Below are 17,502 nucleotides of genomic sequence, written 5' to 3' on the forward strand. Positions count from 1 at the left end.
GGACGCCGGGGCAGCCACTTGAGTGAAGCGGCAGTGCAAGTACCACAGGCTAGACGTGGCGCTTGCACCAGAGCTTGAACAGCGGCTCGGCGAGAAACATCACCAGAAACAGCCGCAATACCTGCAGCGCGGTGACCAGTGCCACCGAGAGCTGCAGGGCCTCGGCAGTCAGACACAGCTCGGTGATGCCGCCAGGCATCATGCCCAGCATCAGTGACAGGTGATCCTCGCCGGCCAGCCAGCCGAGCCCTTCACCCAGCGCAGCGGCGACCAGCATCGCCAGCAGCGTGAACAGCAGTACGCGGGCCAGGAAACCGGGGGCGCTGCGGAAGAAGGCACGGTCGAAATGACAGCCCAGCGCGCTGCCGATCAGCCACTGACCGAGCTGGCCGAGGCCTGGCGGCAGGCCCAGGTGCAGGTCGAAGGTGGCGCTGGCCACGGCGCAGGCGGTCAGCGGGCCAAGCATCCAGGGGTTGGGTTGCTTCAGGCGCCCCCAGCCCAGGGCCAGCACCGCGCCGGCGGCGAGCAGGACGATCAGCCAGGTCCAGTCCACTGGCGCGCGCGCCGGTGCACTGACAGCGGGCAGACCCCAGGTGAACAGCGCCGGAATCAGCAGGACCACCAGCAGCAGGCGCAGGCTGTGCGCCGCCGCCACCCGTGCCGGTTGGGCGTCGTGGCGCAGGGCCAGGTTGACCATCTCGCTGGCCCCGCCGGGCATGCTGGCGAAGAACGCGGTGGCGCGGTCGACGCCGGCACGACGGAGGATGGCGATGCCGATGAGGCTGAGCAGGAGCGTGCCGAAGGCGCCCATGACGATGATCGGCAGATGGCTGAGCACCTGCTCCAGCACTTCGCTGGTGAAGTGCAGGCCGATGCCGCTGGCGACCAGCCACTGGCCGGTCTTGCGGCCACCGGGGAGTTCGCTGAAGGCACGGTTGGTCAGGCAGCGCAGGGCGATCACCGCGAGCAGCGAGCCGACCATCCAGGGCAGGGGCCAGCCGGCGAGGCTGGCCAGGTAGCCGCCGACCGCACCGGCCAGCGGCGTTACCCAGAGATCACGCGGCAGCGGCATCAGCCCCGGCCTTGATCTGTTGGCGACGACGCACCCAGCGGATGCCCGGCAACGCCAGCATCAGCGCGACCAGTGCCCACAGCACCAGGGTGATCGGGCTGCCCCAGAGAATGCCCAGGTCGCCGGCCGAGATCGACAGCGCGCGGCGCAGGTTGTCTTCCATCAGCTCGCCGAGGACGAAGCCGAGGATCAGCGCCGACAGCGGGAAGTCGAGCTTGCGCAGGATGTAGCCGAACACGCCGAGGAGGATCATCAGCACCAGATCGAAGGTGGTGCTGTGCACGGCGTAGACGCCGACCATGCTGACCACGGTGATCGCCGGCACCAGCACCCAGTTCGGCACGCTGAGCATGCGCGAGAACAGGCCGACCAGCGGGATGTTCATCACCAGCAGGATGACGTTGCCGATGAACAGCGAGGCGATCAGGCCCCAGACCACGTCGGGCTGCTGTTCGAACAGCAGCGGGCCGGGAGTGATGTTGTACAGGGTCAGGGCGCCGATCATCACCGCGGTGGTGCCGGAGCCCGGTACGCCGAGGGTCAGCATGGGGATCAGCGAGCCGCAGGCCGAAGCGTTGTTGGCGGCCTCCGGGGCTGCCAGGCCACGCAGGTCACCGTCACCGAAGCGGCCCTTGCTGCCGGCCATGCGCTTCTCGGTCATGTAGGTCATGGCGCTGGCGATGGTGGCGCCGGCGCCGGGGAGGGTGCCGATGACGAAGCCGGCCAGGGCGCTGCGGATCATGGTCCAGAAGGTCTGGCAGAACTCCTTGAAGTTGAACAGCAGGCGGCCGCTGGCCTTGACCGCCTTCTGCCCGCCATGGGTCTTCTCCAGCATCAGCAGGACCTCGCTGACGCTGAAGAAGCCGATCACCACGATGACGAACTGGATGCCGTCGGACAGGCTGACGCTGTCGAAGGTGAAGCGATAGACGCCGGTGGTCGAGTCCACGCCAACCGTGGCCAGGGCCAGGCCGATCAGGGCGGCCATCAGGGTCTTGACCGGCTTGTCGCCGACCATGCCGCCGAGGCAGGCGATGGCGAACACCATCAGCACGAAGTATTCGGCGGGGCCGAAGGCCACGGCCCACTTCGCCAGCAGCGGCGCGAACAGCACCACGCCGCAGGTGGCGACGATGCTGCCGATGAAGGAGCTGACCGCCGACAGCGACAGGGCGATGCCCGCCTTGCCCTGGCGCGCCAGCGGGTAGCCGTCGAGGGTGGTCATGATGGCCGCGGCGTCGCCCGGCACGTTGAGCAGGATGGCGGAGATACGCCCGCCGTACTCGCAGCCCAGGTAGACGGCGGCGAGCAGAATCAGTGCGGTTTCCGGCGGCAGGCCGAGGGCGAACGCCAGCGGCAGCAGCAGGGCCACGCCGTTGATCGGACCGAGGCCCGGCAGCAGGCCGACCACGGTGCCGACGAAGGCGCCGAACAGCGCCACCAGCAGGTTGTCCGGGCGCGTGGCGACACCGAAGCCCTGCATCAGGAAGTTAAGGGTTTCCATTTCAGCTCTCCACGAAGGCTTCAAGCAGGCCGAGCGGCAGGGGCACGTCCAGCAGCAGATCGAACAACACGTACAGCAGCACGCCCATCGCTACCGCGCTGACCGCGCAGGGCAGCGGGCGGCCGGTGAACAGCAGGCCCAGGGCGAAGGTGGCCAGGCTGGTGCTGATGACGAAGCCGAGCGGCTCGAAGGTCAGCGCATAGGCCAGCAGAACCACCACGCACAGCGCGCTGCGCAGCGCCGTGGGAAGGTCCAGGCGTTGTTCGAGCATACCCGGCTTGAACACCAGCCACAGGCTGCCGGCACCCATCAGGGCCAGCAGCAGCAGCGGGTAGGCCCGCGGGCCGACCGGGTCATAGGCGAAAGGCGCCTGGAAGCCCCAGGCAATGACAGCGAGCCAGGCACACAGAAGCAGCCAGACCGCGGAGAACAGGCGAACGTACATGGTGATTTACCTCGGAAGCGCCAGGCCGGAGGGCCGCGCTGAACACGACCCGGGTGGGGTGCTCAGCGCTGCCCTCGGCAGGGCGCGGATTGCACAGGCGTGTTACTGGACCAGGCCGAATTCGCCGGCCAGGGCCTTGTAGTCCTGCACTTGCTTGAGCACGAAGGCGTTGAGCTCGTCGCCGGTCAGCGACAGCGGGAACAGGTCACGTTGTTCGCGCAGGGCGGCGAAGTCGTCACGTGCCAGCATCTTCTCGAACTGGCCCTGCCACCAGGCGAACTGCTCGTCGCTGACCTGCGGGCCCATGTAGAAGCCGCGAATCACCGGCCAGCTGATGTCGTAGCCCTGCTCCTTGGCGGTCGGAATGTCCGCCAGCTTGCCCGGCAGACGCTCGTCGGACAGCACGGCGAGGATGCGCACCTTGCCGGCCGCCAGTTGCGGGGTGACTTCGCCCAGGCCGCTGGAAGTGACCTGCACGTGACCGCCGAGCATCGCGGTCAGGGTCTCGCCGCCGCCTTCGAAGGCCACGTAGCGCAGGCTCTGCGGGTCGATGCCGGCCGCGCGGGCGATCAGTGCGGTCTGCATCCAGTCCTGGCCGCCAATGGTCGCACCGGCGCCGAAGACCACGCTGGCCGGGTCTTTCTTCAGCGCCTCGACCAGCTCGCCGAGGGTCTGCCAGGGAGCATCGGCGCGTACGGTGATGGCGCCGTAGTCGGTGCCGATGGCCGCCAGCCAGCGGACGGCGTGTTCGTCATAGCGACCGAACTTGCCCTGGGCCAGGTTGAGCAGCGAACCGGAGGAGAAGGCGGTGATGGTGCCCGGGTCCTTGGCGCGCTGGGCGACCACGGCGTTGTAGGCAACGGCGCCGACGCCACCCGGCATGTAGGTGACGCGCATGGGCGCCTTGAGCAGGCCGGTGTCCTTGAGGCCGCTCTGGGCCAGCTTGCAGGTCAGGTCGAAGCCGCCGCCGGGCTTGGCCGGTGCGATGCATTCGGGACGCTTGGGTTCGGCAGCCAGCAGCTGGCCGGCGAAGGCCAGGCAGGAAACCGCCAGTGCGGCGCGGGTCAGGGCAGATTTCATGATTGGGTTCTCCTGGAGAATCTTATTGTGGGTTACCAGATGGGCAGGGTGTAGCCGACGATGACGCGGTTTTCATCTGCATCGCGGGCAAAGTCGGAACGGAAGCTGGCGTTGCGTACGCGGACGTAGAGATCCTTGAGCGGGCCGTTCTGCACCACGTACTTGAACTCGATGTCGCGTTCCCATTCGCCGCCACGCTCGTCGCTGCCGGCGATGCGTGCATCGTCACCACGGATGTAGCGGGTCATGAAGGTCAGGCCGGGAACCCCGACGCTGGCGAAGTTGAAGTCGTAGCGCGCTTGCCAGGAACGCTCGTCGGCGTTGGCGAAGTCGTTGATCTGCACGAAGTTGACCAGGAACGGGTCGCTGCCGTCGATGTAGGCGAAGCCGGTGTCGCCGCTCATGTCCTGAAAGCCCAGGCCGAACTTGTGCGCACCGATGCCGTAGCTGAGCATGGCGTTGATCGCGCGGTTGTCCACCTTGCCCGCCTTGGCGGCGCCGGTGTCGTCGCTGTAGATCAGGCGCAGATCGCTGTTCAGGGTGCCGGCACCGAGCTTGTGACTGGTCAGCAGGCCGAGGAAGTGCTGGCGGTAGATGTCGTCCAGATCGGCGTAGTAGTAGCGGCCGGTAAAGCCGGGCGCGAACTTGTAGTCGGCGCCGGCCAGGTCCAGGTGGTCGGCCTGGATGCCACCGGCGAAGCGGCGGTTCTTGCTGTTGAGCACCAGGTCTTCGTCGTCGGTGGAGGCGCGGTCGATGACCTTGTCCAGGCGACCACCGGTGAAGGTCAGGCCTTCCAGCTCGGAGGAGGTCAGCAGGCCGCCCTCGAAGACCTGCGGCAGCAGGCGGCTGTCGCTGGCCTTGACCACGGGCAGCTCCGGCACGTGCGAGCCATAGCGCAGCTCGGTCGCGGACACCTTGATCTTGGCGGTCAGGCCCAGGCGGCTGAAATCGTCGGCCGAACGCCCGTCATCATGCACCGGCAGCAGGTCGGTGCCGGTGCGGCCGCGTCCCGAGTCGAGCTTGAGGCCGAGCAGGCCCATGGCATCGACACCGAAACCGACGGTGCCTTCGGTGTAACCGGACTGCAGGTCGAGACGAAAGCCCTGACCCCATTCTTCGCGCTTGTTCTGTCCGGAACCTTCGCGGAAGTCACGATTGAGGTAGATGTTGGTGGCGGTGAGGCTGGCAGTGCTGTCTTCGATGAAGGCGGCGTTGGCGAGCGGGGTCGCACTGGCGGCGATGGCCAGGCAGAGCAGGCGGACAGGCGGCAGGGCCTGACGTGAGGCTGCGTACATGTGTGGTCTCCGTTTTTGTTCTTGTTGCGACCTGGCACCACTGCAAGGTCGCTTGAGCAGGTGGATCGAGCCACCTTGAAGCGATGCTATGAGGGCAAGCTTTCAGCAGGCTTTCATGGCTGAAAGTTTTTTCCGGCGGTGCTGGCAGGGGCGTCCGCGCGGCTGGCGGTGGCAACGAAACCTGGCAACTGGGCAATTCACAGCGGCGTCGAGGGCGCTACACTGCGCGCCTCTAACGATGCTGCAGCTGGAGGTGGCGGTGCGTATCCTGCTGGTCGAAGACCATCCGCAACTGGCGGAAAGCGTGGCCCAGGCCCTGAAAGGCGCGGGCTGGACGGTGGACGTGCTGCACGATGGCGTCGCCGCCGACCTGGCGCTGTCGAGCGAGGAGTATGCGCTGGCGATTCTCGACATCGGCCTGCCGCGCCTCGACGGCTTTGCCGTGCTGGCGCGCTTGCGTGATCGCGGGCAGACCCTGCCGGTGCTGATGCTGACCGCGCGTGGCGAGGTCAAGGACCGCGTGCATGGCCTCAACCTCGGCGCCGACGATTATCTGGCCAAACCCTTCGAGCTGAGCGAGCTCGAGGCGCGGGTCAAGGCATTGCTGCGGCGCAGCGTGTTGGGTGGCGAACAGCTGCAGCGCTGTGGCGAGCTGGTCTACGACCTCGGGGCGCGGCGCTTCAGCCTGAAGGGCGAGGCGCTCAGTCTGACCGCCCGCGAGCAGGCCGTGCTGGAGGCTATGATCGCCCGACCGGGCCGGGTGATGAGCAAGGAGCAGCTGGCCGCGCAGGTATTCGGTCTGGACGAGGATGCCAGCCCCGATGCCATCGAGATCTACGTCCATCGCCTGCGCAAGAAGCTCGAAGGCAGCGCCGTGCGCATCGTCACCTTCCGCGGTCTCGGCTACCTGCTGGAGGCAGTCGAGGCATGAGCCGTGGCTTCAGCCTGCGCGGACGCCTGCTGCGGCGCCTGGCCCTGCTGTTGTCGGTCATCCTGTTGCTGAGCAGCCTCAGCGCCTACTGGAGCGCGCGGCGCGCCGCCGACGAGGCCTACGACCGCACCCTGCTGGCGTCGGCACGTGCCGTGGCCGACGGCCTCTACGCCGAGGACGGGCGCCTCAGGGCCAACATTCCCTACGTGGCGCTGGACACCTTCGCCTATGACAGTGCCGGGCGCATCTACTACCAGGTGCTCGACCTCGAGGGGCATCAGGTATCCGGCTACGAAGACCTGCCAGCTGCGCCCAAGGGCACGCCGCGCACCGACGACTACCCGGCGCTGGCGCATTTCTATGACGCCGAGTACCGCAATCAGGGGGTGCGAGTGGTCAGCCTGCTGCAGCCGGTCAGCGAGCCGCAGTTGAACGGTATCGCCGAGATTCGCGTGGCCGAAACCCAGGGCGCGCGCGAGCGCATGGCTCGCGAACTGCTGGTGGGCACGCTGTGGCGCATGGGCCTGCTGTCGATCAGTGCGCTGCTGCTGGTCTGGCTGGCGGTGAACCTGGCGTTGCGACCGCTGGAGGCGTTGCGTCGGGAGGTGGCCGAGCGCACCAGCGATGATCTGCAGCCCCTGCACGACAGCGGCTTGCCCCGCGAGGTGCTGCCGCTGGTGGAGACCCTGAACCAGTTCAACGAGCGGCTGAGAGGCCTGTTCGAGCGCCAGTCGCAATTCATCGCCGACGCGGCGCATGAGCTGCGCACGCCGCTGGCCGCGCTCAAGGCGCGCATCACCCTGGGCTTGCGCGCCGAGGAGGCGCAAGAGTGGCGCAGGACGCTGGAGGAGGTGGCGCTGCAGGGAGATCGCCTGACCTTGCTGGCCAATCAGCTGCTGTCCCTGGCGCGGATCGAAAGTGGTGCACGCGCCATCACCGAGGGCGGTGCGCAGCGCATCGATCTCAGCCAACTGGCCCGCGACCTGGCGCTGGCCATGGCGCCGCTGGCGCATGCCCGTGGGGTGGCGCTGGCGCTGGAGGCCGAGCAGCCAGTCTGGATCGATGGCGAGCCAACCCTGCTCAACGAACTGCTGAACAACCTGCTGGACAATGCGCTGGCGCATACCCCCGCCGGCGGCAACCTGGTGATCCGCGCGGTGGCCCCGGCCGTGCTGGAGGTCGAGGACGATGGTCCGGGCATTCCCGAGGCCGAGCGCGAGAAGGTCTTCGAGCGCTTCTACAGGCGCAGCGCGCAGGGCAATGGTGCCGGCCTGGGGCTGGCCATCGTCGGGGAGATCTGCCGTGCCCACCAGGCCCGCATCAGCCTGCACCAGGCCCGGCCGCACGGCCTGCTGGTGCGGGTCGAGTTTCCGCTGCTAGTAGAGGCTTAGCGGCTGCTGAATCTCCAGCAGGTACTGGGAGATCTTGCCGCTGGCACGGAGCTGCTCGAGACCCCGGTTGAAGCGCGCCATCAGCTCGGCATTGCCCGGCACCTCGCGCGAAAGCAGCAGGTGCAGGCTGTCGCTGCGCAGTGGTTTGGCGTGAAAGCTCAGGCGCCGGCGCTCGGCCGGGCTGAAGTGCTGGTAGAGCAGGTCGAAGCCGACCACCTTGTCCACGGGAAACAGGTCGACGCGCCCGGCCAGCAGCTGGCGTAGTCCCTGTTCGTCACTGGTCAGGCGCATGACCTCGAGGTCGCCGGCCGCTTCGGCGCGCTGGAAGGCGTCGCCGTAGTCGTAGCCGCGCGTGCCGGCAATGCGCAGGCCGCGCAGGTCATCGATGCCGGACCAGTCGAATGCGTCGTCCTTGCGGTGGAACAGGTAGTAGCCGCTCTCCACGACCGGCGCGCTGACATGGAAGTGCTGCTGCCGTTGCGGGTTGTTCAGCCACACCGCGCTGCCGTCGCGCAGGCCCTGCTCGGCCATCTTCAGCGAGCGTGCCCAGGGGTGGAACTCCCATTGCACCGCGATGCCCTGCGAGGCGAAGGCCTCTTCGACGATACGTGAGGCAACGCCGTGATGGGGGAGGGTTTCGCCCAGGTAGGGGGGCCACTCACCGTTGGTCAGACGGACGCGATCAGCGGCGTGGAGGTTGCCGAACAGCAGGACGAGCAGGAGAAATGCGTAACGCATGGCTCTACTTCCTCAGGCGAGTGACCTGAGTGTAGAGGCGATATGCCATCCATGGCGAGATGCTTTTACTGCAGCATGCCCATGGCCGCTTCCATGGCGGCGGAGAGGTCTTCGTCGGCCTGCATGTCGACCTGCGGGTCGAGGCCCAGCTTGGCGAACGCCGGCACCTTGCTCCAGTCGAGCTGGGTGTAGGGGTGCTCGCTGCCCAGGTAGCTCTGCAGGGTCGCGACCTGGACGATGTCGACGTAATCGACCTTGGCCGAGTTGCGCGTGAAGTCCAGGTAGTGGCTGGGCACGATGGCGATCGGCTCGGGGAACTCCCAGGTGCGCAGGATCTTGTCGCCGATGATCGGGTGAATCTGCTCGATCACATGGTTGAGGCTGATGGAATCGGCCAGCAGTTCGTTGTGTTCTTCGGCGTAGGTCAGGATCGGGAGCACGCCGATCTGATGGACCAGGCCGGCGAGGGTCGCCTGGTCCGGCATCAGGCGGGTGTAGTGGCGGCACAGAACGTGGCAGATGCCCGCAATTTCGGTGCTCTTGTTCCACACTTCACGCATCTTGCGGTCGACCACGTCGCTGGTGGCCTGGAACATCTGCTCCATCGCCAGGCCGGTGGCCAGGTTGCAGGTGTAGTTGATGCCCAGGCGGGCGACGGCCATCTGCAGGTCGGTGATTTCCTTGTTGCTGCGCAGCAACGGGCTGTTGACCACCTTGATGATGCGCGCGGTCAGGGCGGCATCGTTGCCGATCACCTTGCTGATCTGCGGGATACCGACATTGGGGTCTTCTGCGGCCTCGCGAACCTTCAGTGCCACTTCGGGCAGGGTTGGCAGTACCAGCTCATCGTTCTCGATGGCGTTGATCAGATCCTGTTGGACTTTTTCGGCAAGCTTGCTCATCAAAAGGCTCTCTTAGGCGAACCGGTGTGGCGCCGGGAAGTTTAGTCAGCGCTGGATTTCCTTGTCGGCATCCAGCTGGTAGGGCAAGTCGAGCAGGGCCAGTGCCGGGCCCTCGTTGCTGCCGAGGTGAATGCGGCCGTCATTGACTGCATCTTCCTGCAGTACGGCGAGCAGCTCAATGTCTTCGTCAGCCTGCGCGGCCAGCACCACTTCTCCGACACTGGAGCCGTGGACCGGGGAGAACAGCTCGCTGCCGACGGCCGGTAGCGCTGCGCCGACCAGGCGCAGGCGGTACAGGCGGCGCTTGAGCTTGCCGAGGTACTGCATGCGCGCGACGATCTCCTGGCCGGTGTAGCAGCCCTTCTTGAAGCTCACGCCGCCGAGCGCCTGGAGGTTGATCATCTGTGGAATGAACAGCTCGCGCGTCGCACCGAACACCTGGCCGACGCCGGCGCGGACCTGCGCCAGCAGCCAGTCGTTGAGCGGCGCCTGGCGCAGGTGCTTGCCCAGCACGGCAAGCAGTCGTTCGGACCCGGCGTGCGGCGCCCAGAGTTCGACGCGGCCGTCGCCAAGACGAACCGCGAGCAACTCGCCGCTGCTGGCCACGGCATCCGCCTGCTCGCCGAGCTCAATGCCCAGCTCGCTCAGTGCGGCGTTCCCGCCGGCCAGGCCGAAGCGCACCCAGGCCGCGCTTTCATCGGCAGGCTTGGATTTGGCAAACACCGCGTATTTGTGCAGCTCGGCCTGCTGGGCGTCGATCAGCTCGCGTGCCATCGCCAGCAGGTAGCCGTCAGCAACCGGCACGATGCGGAAGCTGGAGAGCATGCGCCCTTTCGGTGTACAGCGGGCGCCCAGGCTGGACAGATGGGCATCGAGGTAGTTGAGGTTGCAGGTCAGTTGCCCCTGCAGGAACTTGGCGGCATCGGCGCCGCGCACGGCGAGAACGCCTTCGTGATCGAGGAGGGTGAAATACGCGCTATCGGCCATGATGCAAGTCGAATCACTGGATAAAGGTCAGGGGCGTCATCATAGAGGGCGTGATAGGCCTTGTCAGCGCAATTGCGCCTCGTCGCGGTGAACAGCGGCGCAATTCGCCGTTATACTGCGGCCCTCGTTCGAGGAGTCCGTTGCATGGTTGAGCAAACTGAACTGAATCGCCTGTTCTGGCATAGCCGTCGTGGCATGCTGGAGCTGGACGTACTGCTGGTGCCTTTCGTCCAGGAGGTGTACCCCAGCCTGGATGCCGAGGATCAGGCGCGCTACCGCAAGCTGCTGGAGTGCGAGGATCAGGACATGTTCGGCTGGTTCATGCAGCGCGGCGAGCCGGAAGACGCCGATCTCAAGCGCATGGTGCGCATGATCCTGGACCGTGTCCAACCCAAGTGACGTATTCGAGTGTCAGTGGCGGCCGTCACGCGGGCTGCTGAGGCTCTATCTGCTGGTCCTGGCGCTGGCCATGCCGGCGCCCTGGCTGGCCGACCTGCCGCTCTGGTCGAAGCTGTCGATCTGCGCGCTGCTGTTGGTGCATGCAGCCTGGGTGCTACCGCGCCACATCCTGTTGTCATCGTCACAGAGCATCGTCGGCGTGCGCCGCGATGCATTCGGCTGGTCGTTGCAGCGTGCGGATGGCACCTGGCAGGCCGTGCAGTTGCGCCCGGACAGCATGGCGCTGCCGTTGCTGGTGGTTCTGCGTTATCGCCTGCCGGGGCAACGCTTCAGTCGCGGGCTGTGCATTCCCCGCGACGCGCTGCCGACCGAGCAGCATCGACGCCTGCGCCTGCGTCTGAAGTTCAGTCGCAGGCGCTGGGCTGAGCCTGTGGCGTCGGCGTCAGAATAGTATCGCGGGCTTCGGCCAACTGCTCGGGGTAGTCCAGGGTGTAATGCAGGCCACGGCTCTCGTGGCGGCGCATGGCCGAATTGATCATCAGCTCGGCGACCAGGGCGAGGTTGCGCAGCTCGATCAGGTCGCGACTGACCTTGTAGTTGCTGTAGAACTCGTCGATCTCGTCCAGCAGCAGGCGCACCCGGTGCTGCGCGCGCTGCAGGCGCTTGTTGGTGCGCACGATGCCCACGTAGTCCCACATGAAGCGCCGCAGTTCGTCCCAGTTGTGGGCGATGATCACGTCCTCGTCGGAGTCCGTCACCTGGCTGGCGTCCCAGCAGGGAACATCGCTGGGCATGTCGACCCGGTTCAGGTTGGCGACGATGTCGTTGCAGGCCGAGCGGGCGTAGACGAAGCACTCCAGCAACGAGTTGCTGGCCATGCGATTGGCGCCGTGCAGGCCGGTGAAGCTAGTTTCGCCAATGGCATACAGTCCGGGAACGTCGGTGCGACCGCAGCGGTCGACGACCACGCCGCCGCAGGTGTAATGCGCTGCGGGCACCACCGGGATGGCTTGCCGGGTGATGTCGATGCCGAAGCCCAGGCAGCGTTCGTACACCGTGGGGAAGTGGCTCTTGATGAACTCGGCGGGCTTGTGACTGATGTCGAGGTAGACGCAGTCGATCCCGAGGCGCTTCATTTCATGGTCGATGGCACGGGCGACGATGTCGCGGGGCGCCAGTTCGGCGCGCTCGTCGAAGCGCGGCATGAAACGCTCGCCGTTGGGCAGCTTGAGCAGTCCGCCTTCGCCGCGCACCGCCTCGGTGACCAGGAAGCTCTTGGCCTGCGGGTGATACAGGCAGGTGGGATGGAACTGGTTGAACTCCAGGTTGCCGACGCGGCAGCCGGCGCGCCAGGCCATGGCGATGCCGTCGCCGCAGGCGCCATCGGGGTTGCTGGTATAGAGATAGACCTTGGCTGCACCGCCGGTGGCGAGAATGACGAAGCGGGCGGTGAAGGTGTCGACTTCGCCACGGGTCCGGTCCAGCACGTAGGCGCCCAGGCAGCGCTCGCCCTCCAGGCCGAGCCTGCGCTCGGTGATCAGGTCGACGGCGACGCGCTGTTCCAGCAGCTCGATGTTCGAGCGCCCGCGGGCCTGTTCCAGCAAGGTGTTGAAGATCGCGGCGCCGGTCGCATCTGCGGCATGAATGATGCGGCGGTGGCTGTGGCCGCCCTCGCGCGTCAGGTGAAACTCGAAACCGCCATCTTCCAGTGCGGTTTCGTCTTCACGGGTGAAGGGCACGCCCTGGTCGATCAGCCACTGGATGGCCTCGCGGCTGTGCTCGACGGTGAAACGCACGGCGTCCTCGCGGCACAGGCCGGCACCGGCGTCGAGCGTGTCGGCCACGTGCGATTCGACCGTGTCGGTATCGTCCAGTACGGCGGCAACGCCACCTTGCGCCCAATAGGTCGAACCATTGGACAGGTCACCTTTGCTCAGGACCGCGATGCGCAGATGGGAAGGCAGGGTAAGGGCTAGGGTCAGGCCGGCGGCACCGCTGCCGATGACCAGAACGTCGTGCTGGAAATGTAAGCTCATGTCCGAGTTCCGCGTGAAAGCGAGTCCTAGTATATAGAGAGGGGCGACGGCACAATAGCCGCCCATGGCCTGCTCGGGATCGCCCTGCTGCAATGCGCTCTTCGTGGGCGTCGATCCGCCGGGCGCTCGTCTGGCTGAGTGGATCGAAGCGGTGCGTCTGTCTTGTCGGCAGCGCTCTGGCTCGAGAGGTTATGAACAGGCCTTATGACCGACCGCAGTGCTCGGGAACTTTCTTAGTCGGTAAGGTTCCATAGAGGGTCGCCCATATAAGGGAGGACGCGTGCGCGTGCCTGCCTCCGAGCGTTGTCGAGGAGGTCGGATGGGCGGCGATAAGATTATTCGCGCTGGCGGAAAGGTTCCGCTGGCGCCATTTCTGGCAGAGAGAAGAGAACTCTGCGGGAAAGCTTGCTTGGAGGGGAGAACTTTTGCGTAAGGCCCGAGTCTATCTTGGCAAGCTGATTCGCTTACGGGCGCAAGCCTCCTCCAAGCGTCATGAGGAGAGTGCATGCTAACCCAGGAAGACGATCAGCAGCTGGTCGAGCGAGTGCAGCGCGGTGACAAGCGCGCCTTCGATCTGTTGGTGCTGAAGTATCAGCACAAGATCCTCGGTTTGATCGTGCGATTCGTGCACGACACCCACGAGGCTCAGGATGTCGCTCAGGAGGCCTTCGTCAAGGCCTACAGAGCGCTTGGAAACTTTCGCGGTGACAGCGCGTTCTATACCTGGCTGTACCGCATCGCCATCAACACGGCGAAGAATTATCTGGTGTCGCGCGGTCGCCGGCCGCCAGATAGTGATGTCAGTAGCGATGACGCGGAGTTCTATGATGGTGATCACGGCCTCAAGGACATCGAGTCACCGGAGCGGGCACTGCTGCGCGACGAGATCGAGGCCACCGTGCATCGAACCATCGCCCAGCTGCCGGACGACCTGCGTACGGCACTGACCTTGCGCGAGTTCGAAGGCTTGAGTTACGAAGACATTGCCAGCGTCATGCAATGTCCGGTGGGTACGGTGCGTTCACGGATCTTCCGTGCACGTGAGGCAATTGATAAGTCCCTGCAACCTCTGTTGCAGGAAGCCTAAGGCAGCGGCGATAGCCAAGAGAGGTACGCCATGAGTCGTGAAACCCTGCAGGAATCGCTGTCCGCGGTGATGGATAACGAAGCGGACGAACTGGAATTGCGGCGTGTGCTCGCAGCCAGCGAAGGCAGCGAGCTGCGTGACACCTGGTCGCGCTATCAACTGGCCAGGGCGGCCATGCATCGCGAGGTGCTGGTGCCGAAGCTGGACATCGCTGCTGCGGTATCCGCAGCGCTGGCCGATGAAGCGGTTCCGGCGCGCAAGACCCCCATGTGGCGCAGCGTCGGTCGTGTCGCCGTGGCAGCGTCCGTGACGGTCGCCGTGCTGGCTGGTGTGCGCTTCTACAATCAGGACGAGCTGACGGGTAATCAGCTGGCCCAGCAGGACGCCTCTCCGGTGCTCTCGGCGCCGCAGGTCCAGGGGCCCGCACTGCTCGCCGGCTACAACAGCAGCGAGGAAGCCGGTGAGCCCGCCAAGGTTGGCACCGTGAGCTGGCATGATCAGCGTCTGCCCGACTACCTGCGTCAACATGCGCAGCAGGCCGTGATGGGGGGTGGTGAAACCGCTCTGCCTTACGCCCGGGCCGCCAGTCTGGAAAACCGCTAAGGAGTCACATGCGCGCGATTCCCCTCTGTCTGCTCAGTGGCCTGCTGGCGTTGCCGGTGCACGCCTCTGAGGTTCAGGACTTGCTTGGACGCCTAGCCGAGGCGGAGCGTCAGCAAAGTTTTCAGGGTACGTTTATCTATGAACGTAACGGTAGTTTCTCCAGTCATGCCGTCTGGCACAAAGTGGAGGATGGGGGACAAGTGCGTGAGCGCCTTCTGCAGCTGGATGGTCCCGCGCAGGAGGTGCTGAAGGTCGATGGACAGACGCAATGCGTCAGTGGTGCGCTGGTCGATCAGGTCAGCGAAGGCCAGACCTGGCCCGCTCGCCACCTGGATGCCGATCAGCTGAGCAACTGGTACGACATTCGTGTCGTGGGTCAGTCGCGTATCGCTGATCGCAGCGCCGTGGTACTGGTGCTGGCACCCAAGGACCAGCACCGCTATGGCTTCGAACTGCATCTGGATCGGGAGACCGGTCTGCCGTTGAAGTCCTTGCTGCTCAACGAGCGCGGTCAGCTGCTTGAGCGTTTCCAGTTCACCCAGCTCGATGTCATGACGCCGGAAGCCGAGGTCCTGCAGCCCAGCTCGCGCTGTCGTCCGGTGCGCATTCGCCCCGTCGACAACCTGGCCGAAGGCAGTTGGCGTTCCGACTGGCTGCCGCCAGGCTTCACCCTCAACATGGCGCAGCTGCGCCACGAACCGTCTTCCGATGCCAGCGTTGCCTACCTCATGTATGGCGATGGCCTGGCCCGCTTCTCGGTCTTTCTCGAGCCGCTGAACGGTCGTGTCGTCGAAGACGCACGCAGCCAGCTGGGCCCGACCGTTGCCGTGTCGCGGCGCATGAGCACCGAGGCAGGGGACGTGATGGTCACGGTGGTGGGGGAGATTCCCCTGGGGACTGCCGAGCGCATCGCGCTGTCCATGCGCGCGGGCGCGCCTGAAACAGGAGCGCCTGAACAGGCCAGCCAATGATAGAGGAACAGGGGCGTGTAGTGGCGCTCGAGCCCGGCGCCGTCTGGGTCGAGACGCTACGCCGGAGTACCTGCTCCAGTTGCTCGGCCAATGCTGCCTGCGGGCAGGGCGTGATGGAACGCCTGGGCGTGGGCCGTGAGCGCGGTCATGTGCGCGCGCTGTCCACGCTGCATCTGAATGTTGGCGACGCCGTGGTGATCGGCGTCCGCGAAGAGCTGCTGGTGCGCAGCTCTCTGCTTGTCTATCTGCTGCCCTTGCTGGGCCTCATGGCTGCCGCCCTGGCGGCCGACGCCGCAGGGCTCTCCGAACCGTTGTGCATTCTCTCCGGCCTTGCCGGTCTGTGCGTTTCCTGGCTGCTGGTACGCTGGCGAGCGTCCAGGGTCGCCGATGATCCCCAATTGCAACCTGTTGTCCTGCGCGCATTGCTGGCTGCCAGCCCGTGATTTCCTGCGTGTATTTCATTCTGCATCTGGAGTTGTAGCCGATGAGAAATATCAAGTCCGTTGTGCCGGTGTTGATGGCCGCCCTGTTGTGGGGGCAAAGTCTGGTGGCGCAGGCCGATCTGCCTGATTTCACGCCGTTGGTCGAGGAGGCCTCGCCTGCGGTGGTCAATATCAGCACGCGCCAGAAGGTGCCTGAGCGCGCCGTTGCCGGGCAGTCCGGGCTGCCCGATCTGGAAGGCCTGCCACCGATGTTCCGTGAGTTCTTCGAGCGCAGCATTCCGCAGGTGCCGCGCAATCCGGGCGGGCGTCAGCGCGAGGCGCAATCGCTGGGTTCCGGCTTCATCATCTCGCCGGACGGCTACATCATGACCAACAACCATGTGGTCGCCGACGCCGATGAGATCATCGTGCGCCTGTCCGACCGCAGCGAGCTGGAGGCCAAGCTGATCGGCGCCGACCCGCGCAGTGACGTGGCGCTGCTCAAGGTCGAAGGCAAGAACCTGCCGACCGTGCGCCTGGGCAAGTCCGAGGAGCTCAAGGTCGGCGAGTGGGTGCTGGCCATCGGTTCGCCGTTCGGTTTCGATCACTCGGTGACAGCCGGTATCGTCAGCGCCAAGGGCCGCAGCCTGCCCAGCGACAGCTACGTGCCCTTCATCCAGACCGACGTGGCGATCAACCCGGGCAACTCCGGCGGCCCGCTGTTCAATCTCAAGGGTGAGGTCGTCGGCATCAACTCGCAGATCTTCACTCGCTCCGGCGGTTTCATGGGCCTGTCGTTCGCCATTCCCATGGAAGTCGCCATGCAGGTCGCCGACCAGCTCAAGGCGGATGGCAAGGTCACGCGCGGCTGGCTGGGTGTGGTCATCCAGGAAGTGAACAAGGACCTGGCCGAATCCTTCGGCCTGGACAAGCCTGCCGGTGCGCTGGTCGCGCAGGTGCTGGAAGATGGCCCGGCCGACAAAGGCGGGCTGCAGGTTGGCGATGTCATCCTCAATCTCAATGACAAGCCGATCATCATGTCCGCGGATCTGCCGCATCTGGTCGGTGGCCTGAAGCCGGGTGAGAAGGCGCAGCTGGACGTGGTGCGCGACGGTTCGCGCAAGAAGCTCAACGTGACCATCGGCACGCTGCCGGAAGAAGGGCAGGAGCTGGCCGCTGGCGACCCTGCTCAGGGTGGCGAGCGCAGCAACAACCGCCTGGGCGTGACGGTGGTCGAGCTGACTGCCGAGCAGAAGAAAGGCCTCGACCTGAAAGGCGGTGTGGTGGTCAAGGAAGTGCTCAATGGTCCGGCCGCGATGATCGGCCTGCGTCCGGGGGACGTGATCACGCACCTGAACAACCAGGCCATCGACTCCACCAGCACCTTTACCCAGGTGGCGCAGGAGCTGCCGAAGAACCGGTCGGTTTCCATGCGCGTGCTGCGTCAGGGGCGCGCCAGCTTCATCACCTTCAAGCTGGCGGAGTAATTCTTCCGGCAAGGCTGAACAGGGGCGCTTTCGGGCGCCCTTTTTGCGTGCACGCCAGGCGCTGCAGCAGACGTGACGTGGTTGCGAGGGATCGGGTACAATCCGCGGCTATTTTCGGCAAGCGTCTTGCCCGTGCCCTCTTCGAGTGTTGA

General features: G+C 65.7%; 18 protein-coding genes. 9 read left to right on the top strand and 9 right to left on the bottom strand.

Annotated elements, in window-relative coordinates:
- Positions 1–49: 49 nt before the first annotated feature.
- From EWH21_RS08545 to EWH21_RS08565, 5 genes are all read right to left on the bottom strand, one after another.
- Positions 50–1,072 carry an AbrB family transcriptional regulator gene (locus EWH21_RS08545; RefSeq protein WP_037048998.1) on the bottom strand — a complete coding sequence of 341 codons (1,023 nt, stop codon included), beginning with the start codon at positions 1,070–1,072 and terminating at the stop codon, positions 50–52.
- Positions 1,056–2,576, bottom strand: coding sequence for a tripartite tricarboxylate transporter permease (locus EWH21_RS08550; RefSeq protein WP_037048995.1), 1,521 nt, complete (start codon positions 2,574–2,576; stop codon positions 1,056–1,058). Before EWH21_RS08550 ends, EWH21_RS08545 begins: the two co-directional genes overlap by 17 nt.
- Position 2,577: 1 nt before the next feature.
- The gene (locus tag EWH21_RS08555) at positions 2,578–3,021 is read right to left on the bottom strand and encodes a tripartite tricarboxylate transporter TctB family protein (RefSeq protein WP_037048992.1); all 444 of its coding nucleotides are present in this window, start codon (positions 3,019–3,021) and stop codon (positions 2,578–2,580) included.
- Between the two features lie 102 nt (positions 3,022–3,123).
- On the bottom strand, positions 3,124–4,101 hold the full coding sequence (locus EWH21_RS08560; RefSeq protein WP_037048989.1) for a tripartite tricarboxylate transporter substrate binding protein: 978 nt from the start codon (positions 4,099–4,101) through the stop codon (positions 3,124–3,126).
- A gap of 32 nt (positions 4,102–4,133) precedes the next feature.
- A complete protein-coding gene (locus EWH21_RS08565; RefSeq protein ID WP_047592864.1) occupies positions 4,134–5,396 on the bottom strand; it encodes an OprD family porin in 1,263 nt (420 codons plus the stop codon).
- 259 nt (positions 5,397–5,655) lie between these two features.
- Between EWH21_RS08565 and EWH21_RS08570 the strand changes: the two genes are divergently transcribed.
- Positions 5,656–6,327: a response regulator gene (locus EWH21_RS08570; RefSeq protein ID WP_047592876.1), complete on the top strand. Its 672-nt coding sequence runs from the start codon at positions 5,656–5,658 to the stop codon at positions 6,325–6,327.
- Positions 6,324–7,718: a sensor histidine kinase gene (locus EWH21_RS08575; protein ID WP_037048984.1), complete on the top strand. Its 1,395-nt coding sequence runs from the start codon at positions 6,324–6,326 to the stop codon at positions 7,716–7,718. Before EWH21_RS08570 ends, EWH21_RS08575 begins: the two co-directional genes overlap by 4 nt.
- Here EWH21_RS08575 and EWH21_RS08580 read toward each other — a convergent pair.
- From EWH21_RS08580 to EWH21_RS08590, 3 genes are all read right to left on the bottom strand, one after another.
- Positions 7,704–8,456, bottom strand: coding sequence for a transporter substrate-binding domain-containing protein (locus tag EWH21_RS08580; RefSeq protein ID WP_277700288.1), 753 nt, complete (start codon positions 8,454–8,456; stop codon positions 7,704–7,706). The two genes, EWH21_RS08575 and EWH21_RS08580, sit on opposite strands and share 15 nt — an antisense overlap.
- 65 nt (positions 8,457–8,521) lie before the next feature.
- Complete coding sequence (locus EWH21_RS08585) at positions 8,522–9,358, bottom strand: HDOD domain-containing protein (protein WP_037048978.1); 837 nt, start codon at positions 9,356–9,358, stop codon at positions 8,522–8,524.
- Positions 9,359–9,403: 45 nt separating this feature from the next.
- Positions 9,404–10,345 carry a folate-binding protein gene (locus EWH21_RS08590; protein ID WP_277700289.1) on the bottom strand — a complete coding sequence of 314 codons (942 nt, stop codon included), beginning with the start codon at positions 10,343–10,345 and terminating at the stop codon, positions 9,404–9,406.
- Between the two features lie 144 nt (positions 10,346–10,489).
- Here EWH21_RS08590 and EWH21_RS08595 point away from each other — a divergent pair, with 144 nt between their 5' ends.
- Entirely contained in the window at positions 10,490–10,744 is a 255-nt protein-coding gene (locus tag EWH21_RS08595; protein ID WP_037048972.1) for a succinate dehydrogenase assembly factor 2, read from the top strand.
- A complete protein-coding gene (locus EWH21_RS08600) occupies positions 10,728–11,195 on the top strand; it encodes a protein YgfX (protein ID WP_277700290.1) in 468 nt (155 codons plus the stop codon). The genes EWH21_RS08595 and EWH21_RS08600 overlap by 17 nt, the downstream gene beginning before the upstream one ends.
- Here the strand turns inward: EWH21_RS08600 and nadB are convergent.
- The gene (gene nadB / locus EWH21_RS08605) at positions 11,149–12,780 is read right to left on the bottom strand and encodes an L-aspartate oxidase (RefSeq protein WP_047592062.1); all 1,632 of its coding nucleotides are present in this window, start codon (positions 12,778–12,780) and stop codon (positions 11,149–11,151) included. The genes EWH21_RS08600 and nadB overlap by 47 nt on opposite strands.
- 505 nt (positions 12,781–13,285) lie before the next feature.
- Between nadB and rpoE the strand changes: the two genes are divergently transcribed.
- The 5 genes from rpoE to EWH21_RS08630 are packed head-to-tail and all read left to right on the top strand — an operon-like array spanning position 13,286 to position 17,350.
- The gene (gene rpoE, locus EWH21_RS08610; protein ID WP_037048967.1) at positions 13,286–13,867 is read left to right on the top strand and encodes an RNA polymerase sigma factor RpoE; all 582 of its coding nucleotides are present in this window, start codon (positions 13,286–13,288) and stop codon (positions 13,865–13,867) included.
- A 30-nt stretch (positions 13,868–13,897) separates the two neighbouring features.
- Positions 13,898–14,470, top strand: a complete 573-nt coding sequence (locus tag EWH21_RS08615; RefSeq protein ID WP_152488249.1) for an RseA family anti-sigma factor — start codon at positions 13,898–13,900, stop codon at positions 14,468–14,470.
- An 8-nt stretch (positions 14,471–14,478) separates the two neighbouring features.
- Positions 14,479–15,441, top strand: coding sequence for a MucB/RseB C-terminal domain-containing protein (locus EWH21_RS08620; protein WP_277700291.1), 963 nt, complete (start codon positions 14,479–14,481; stop codon positions 15,439–15,441).
- Positions 15,438–15,884 (top strand): SoxR reducing system RseC family protein, encoded by a 447-nt coding sequence (locus tag EWH21_RS08625; protein WP_037048951.1) that lies wholly within the window; start codon positions 15,438–15,440, stop codon positions 15,882–15,884. Before EWH21_RS08620 ends, EWH21_RS08625 begins: the two co-directional genes overlap by 4 nt.
- Before the next feature lie 41 nt (positions 15,885–15,925).
- Positions 15,926–17,350: a DegQ family serine endoprotease gene (locus tag EWH21_RS08630; RefSeq protein WP_037048949.1), complete on the top strand. Its 1,425-nt coding sequence runs from the start codon at positions 15,926–15,928 to the stop codon at positions 17,348–17,350.
- Positions 17,351–17,502: the final 152 nt, after the last annotated feature.

Source organism: Pseudomonas sp. REST10, assembly GCF_029542605.1.
Lineage (GTDB): Bacteria > Pseudomonadota > Gammaproteobacteria > Pseudomonadales > Pseudomonadaceae > Aquipseudomonas > Aquipseudomonas khazarica.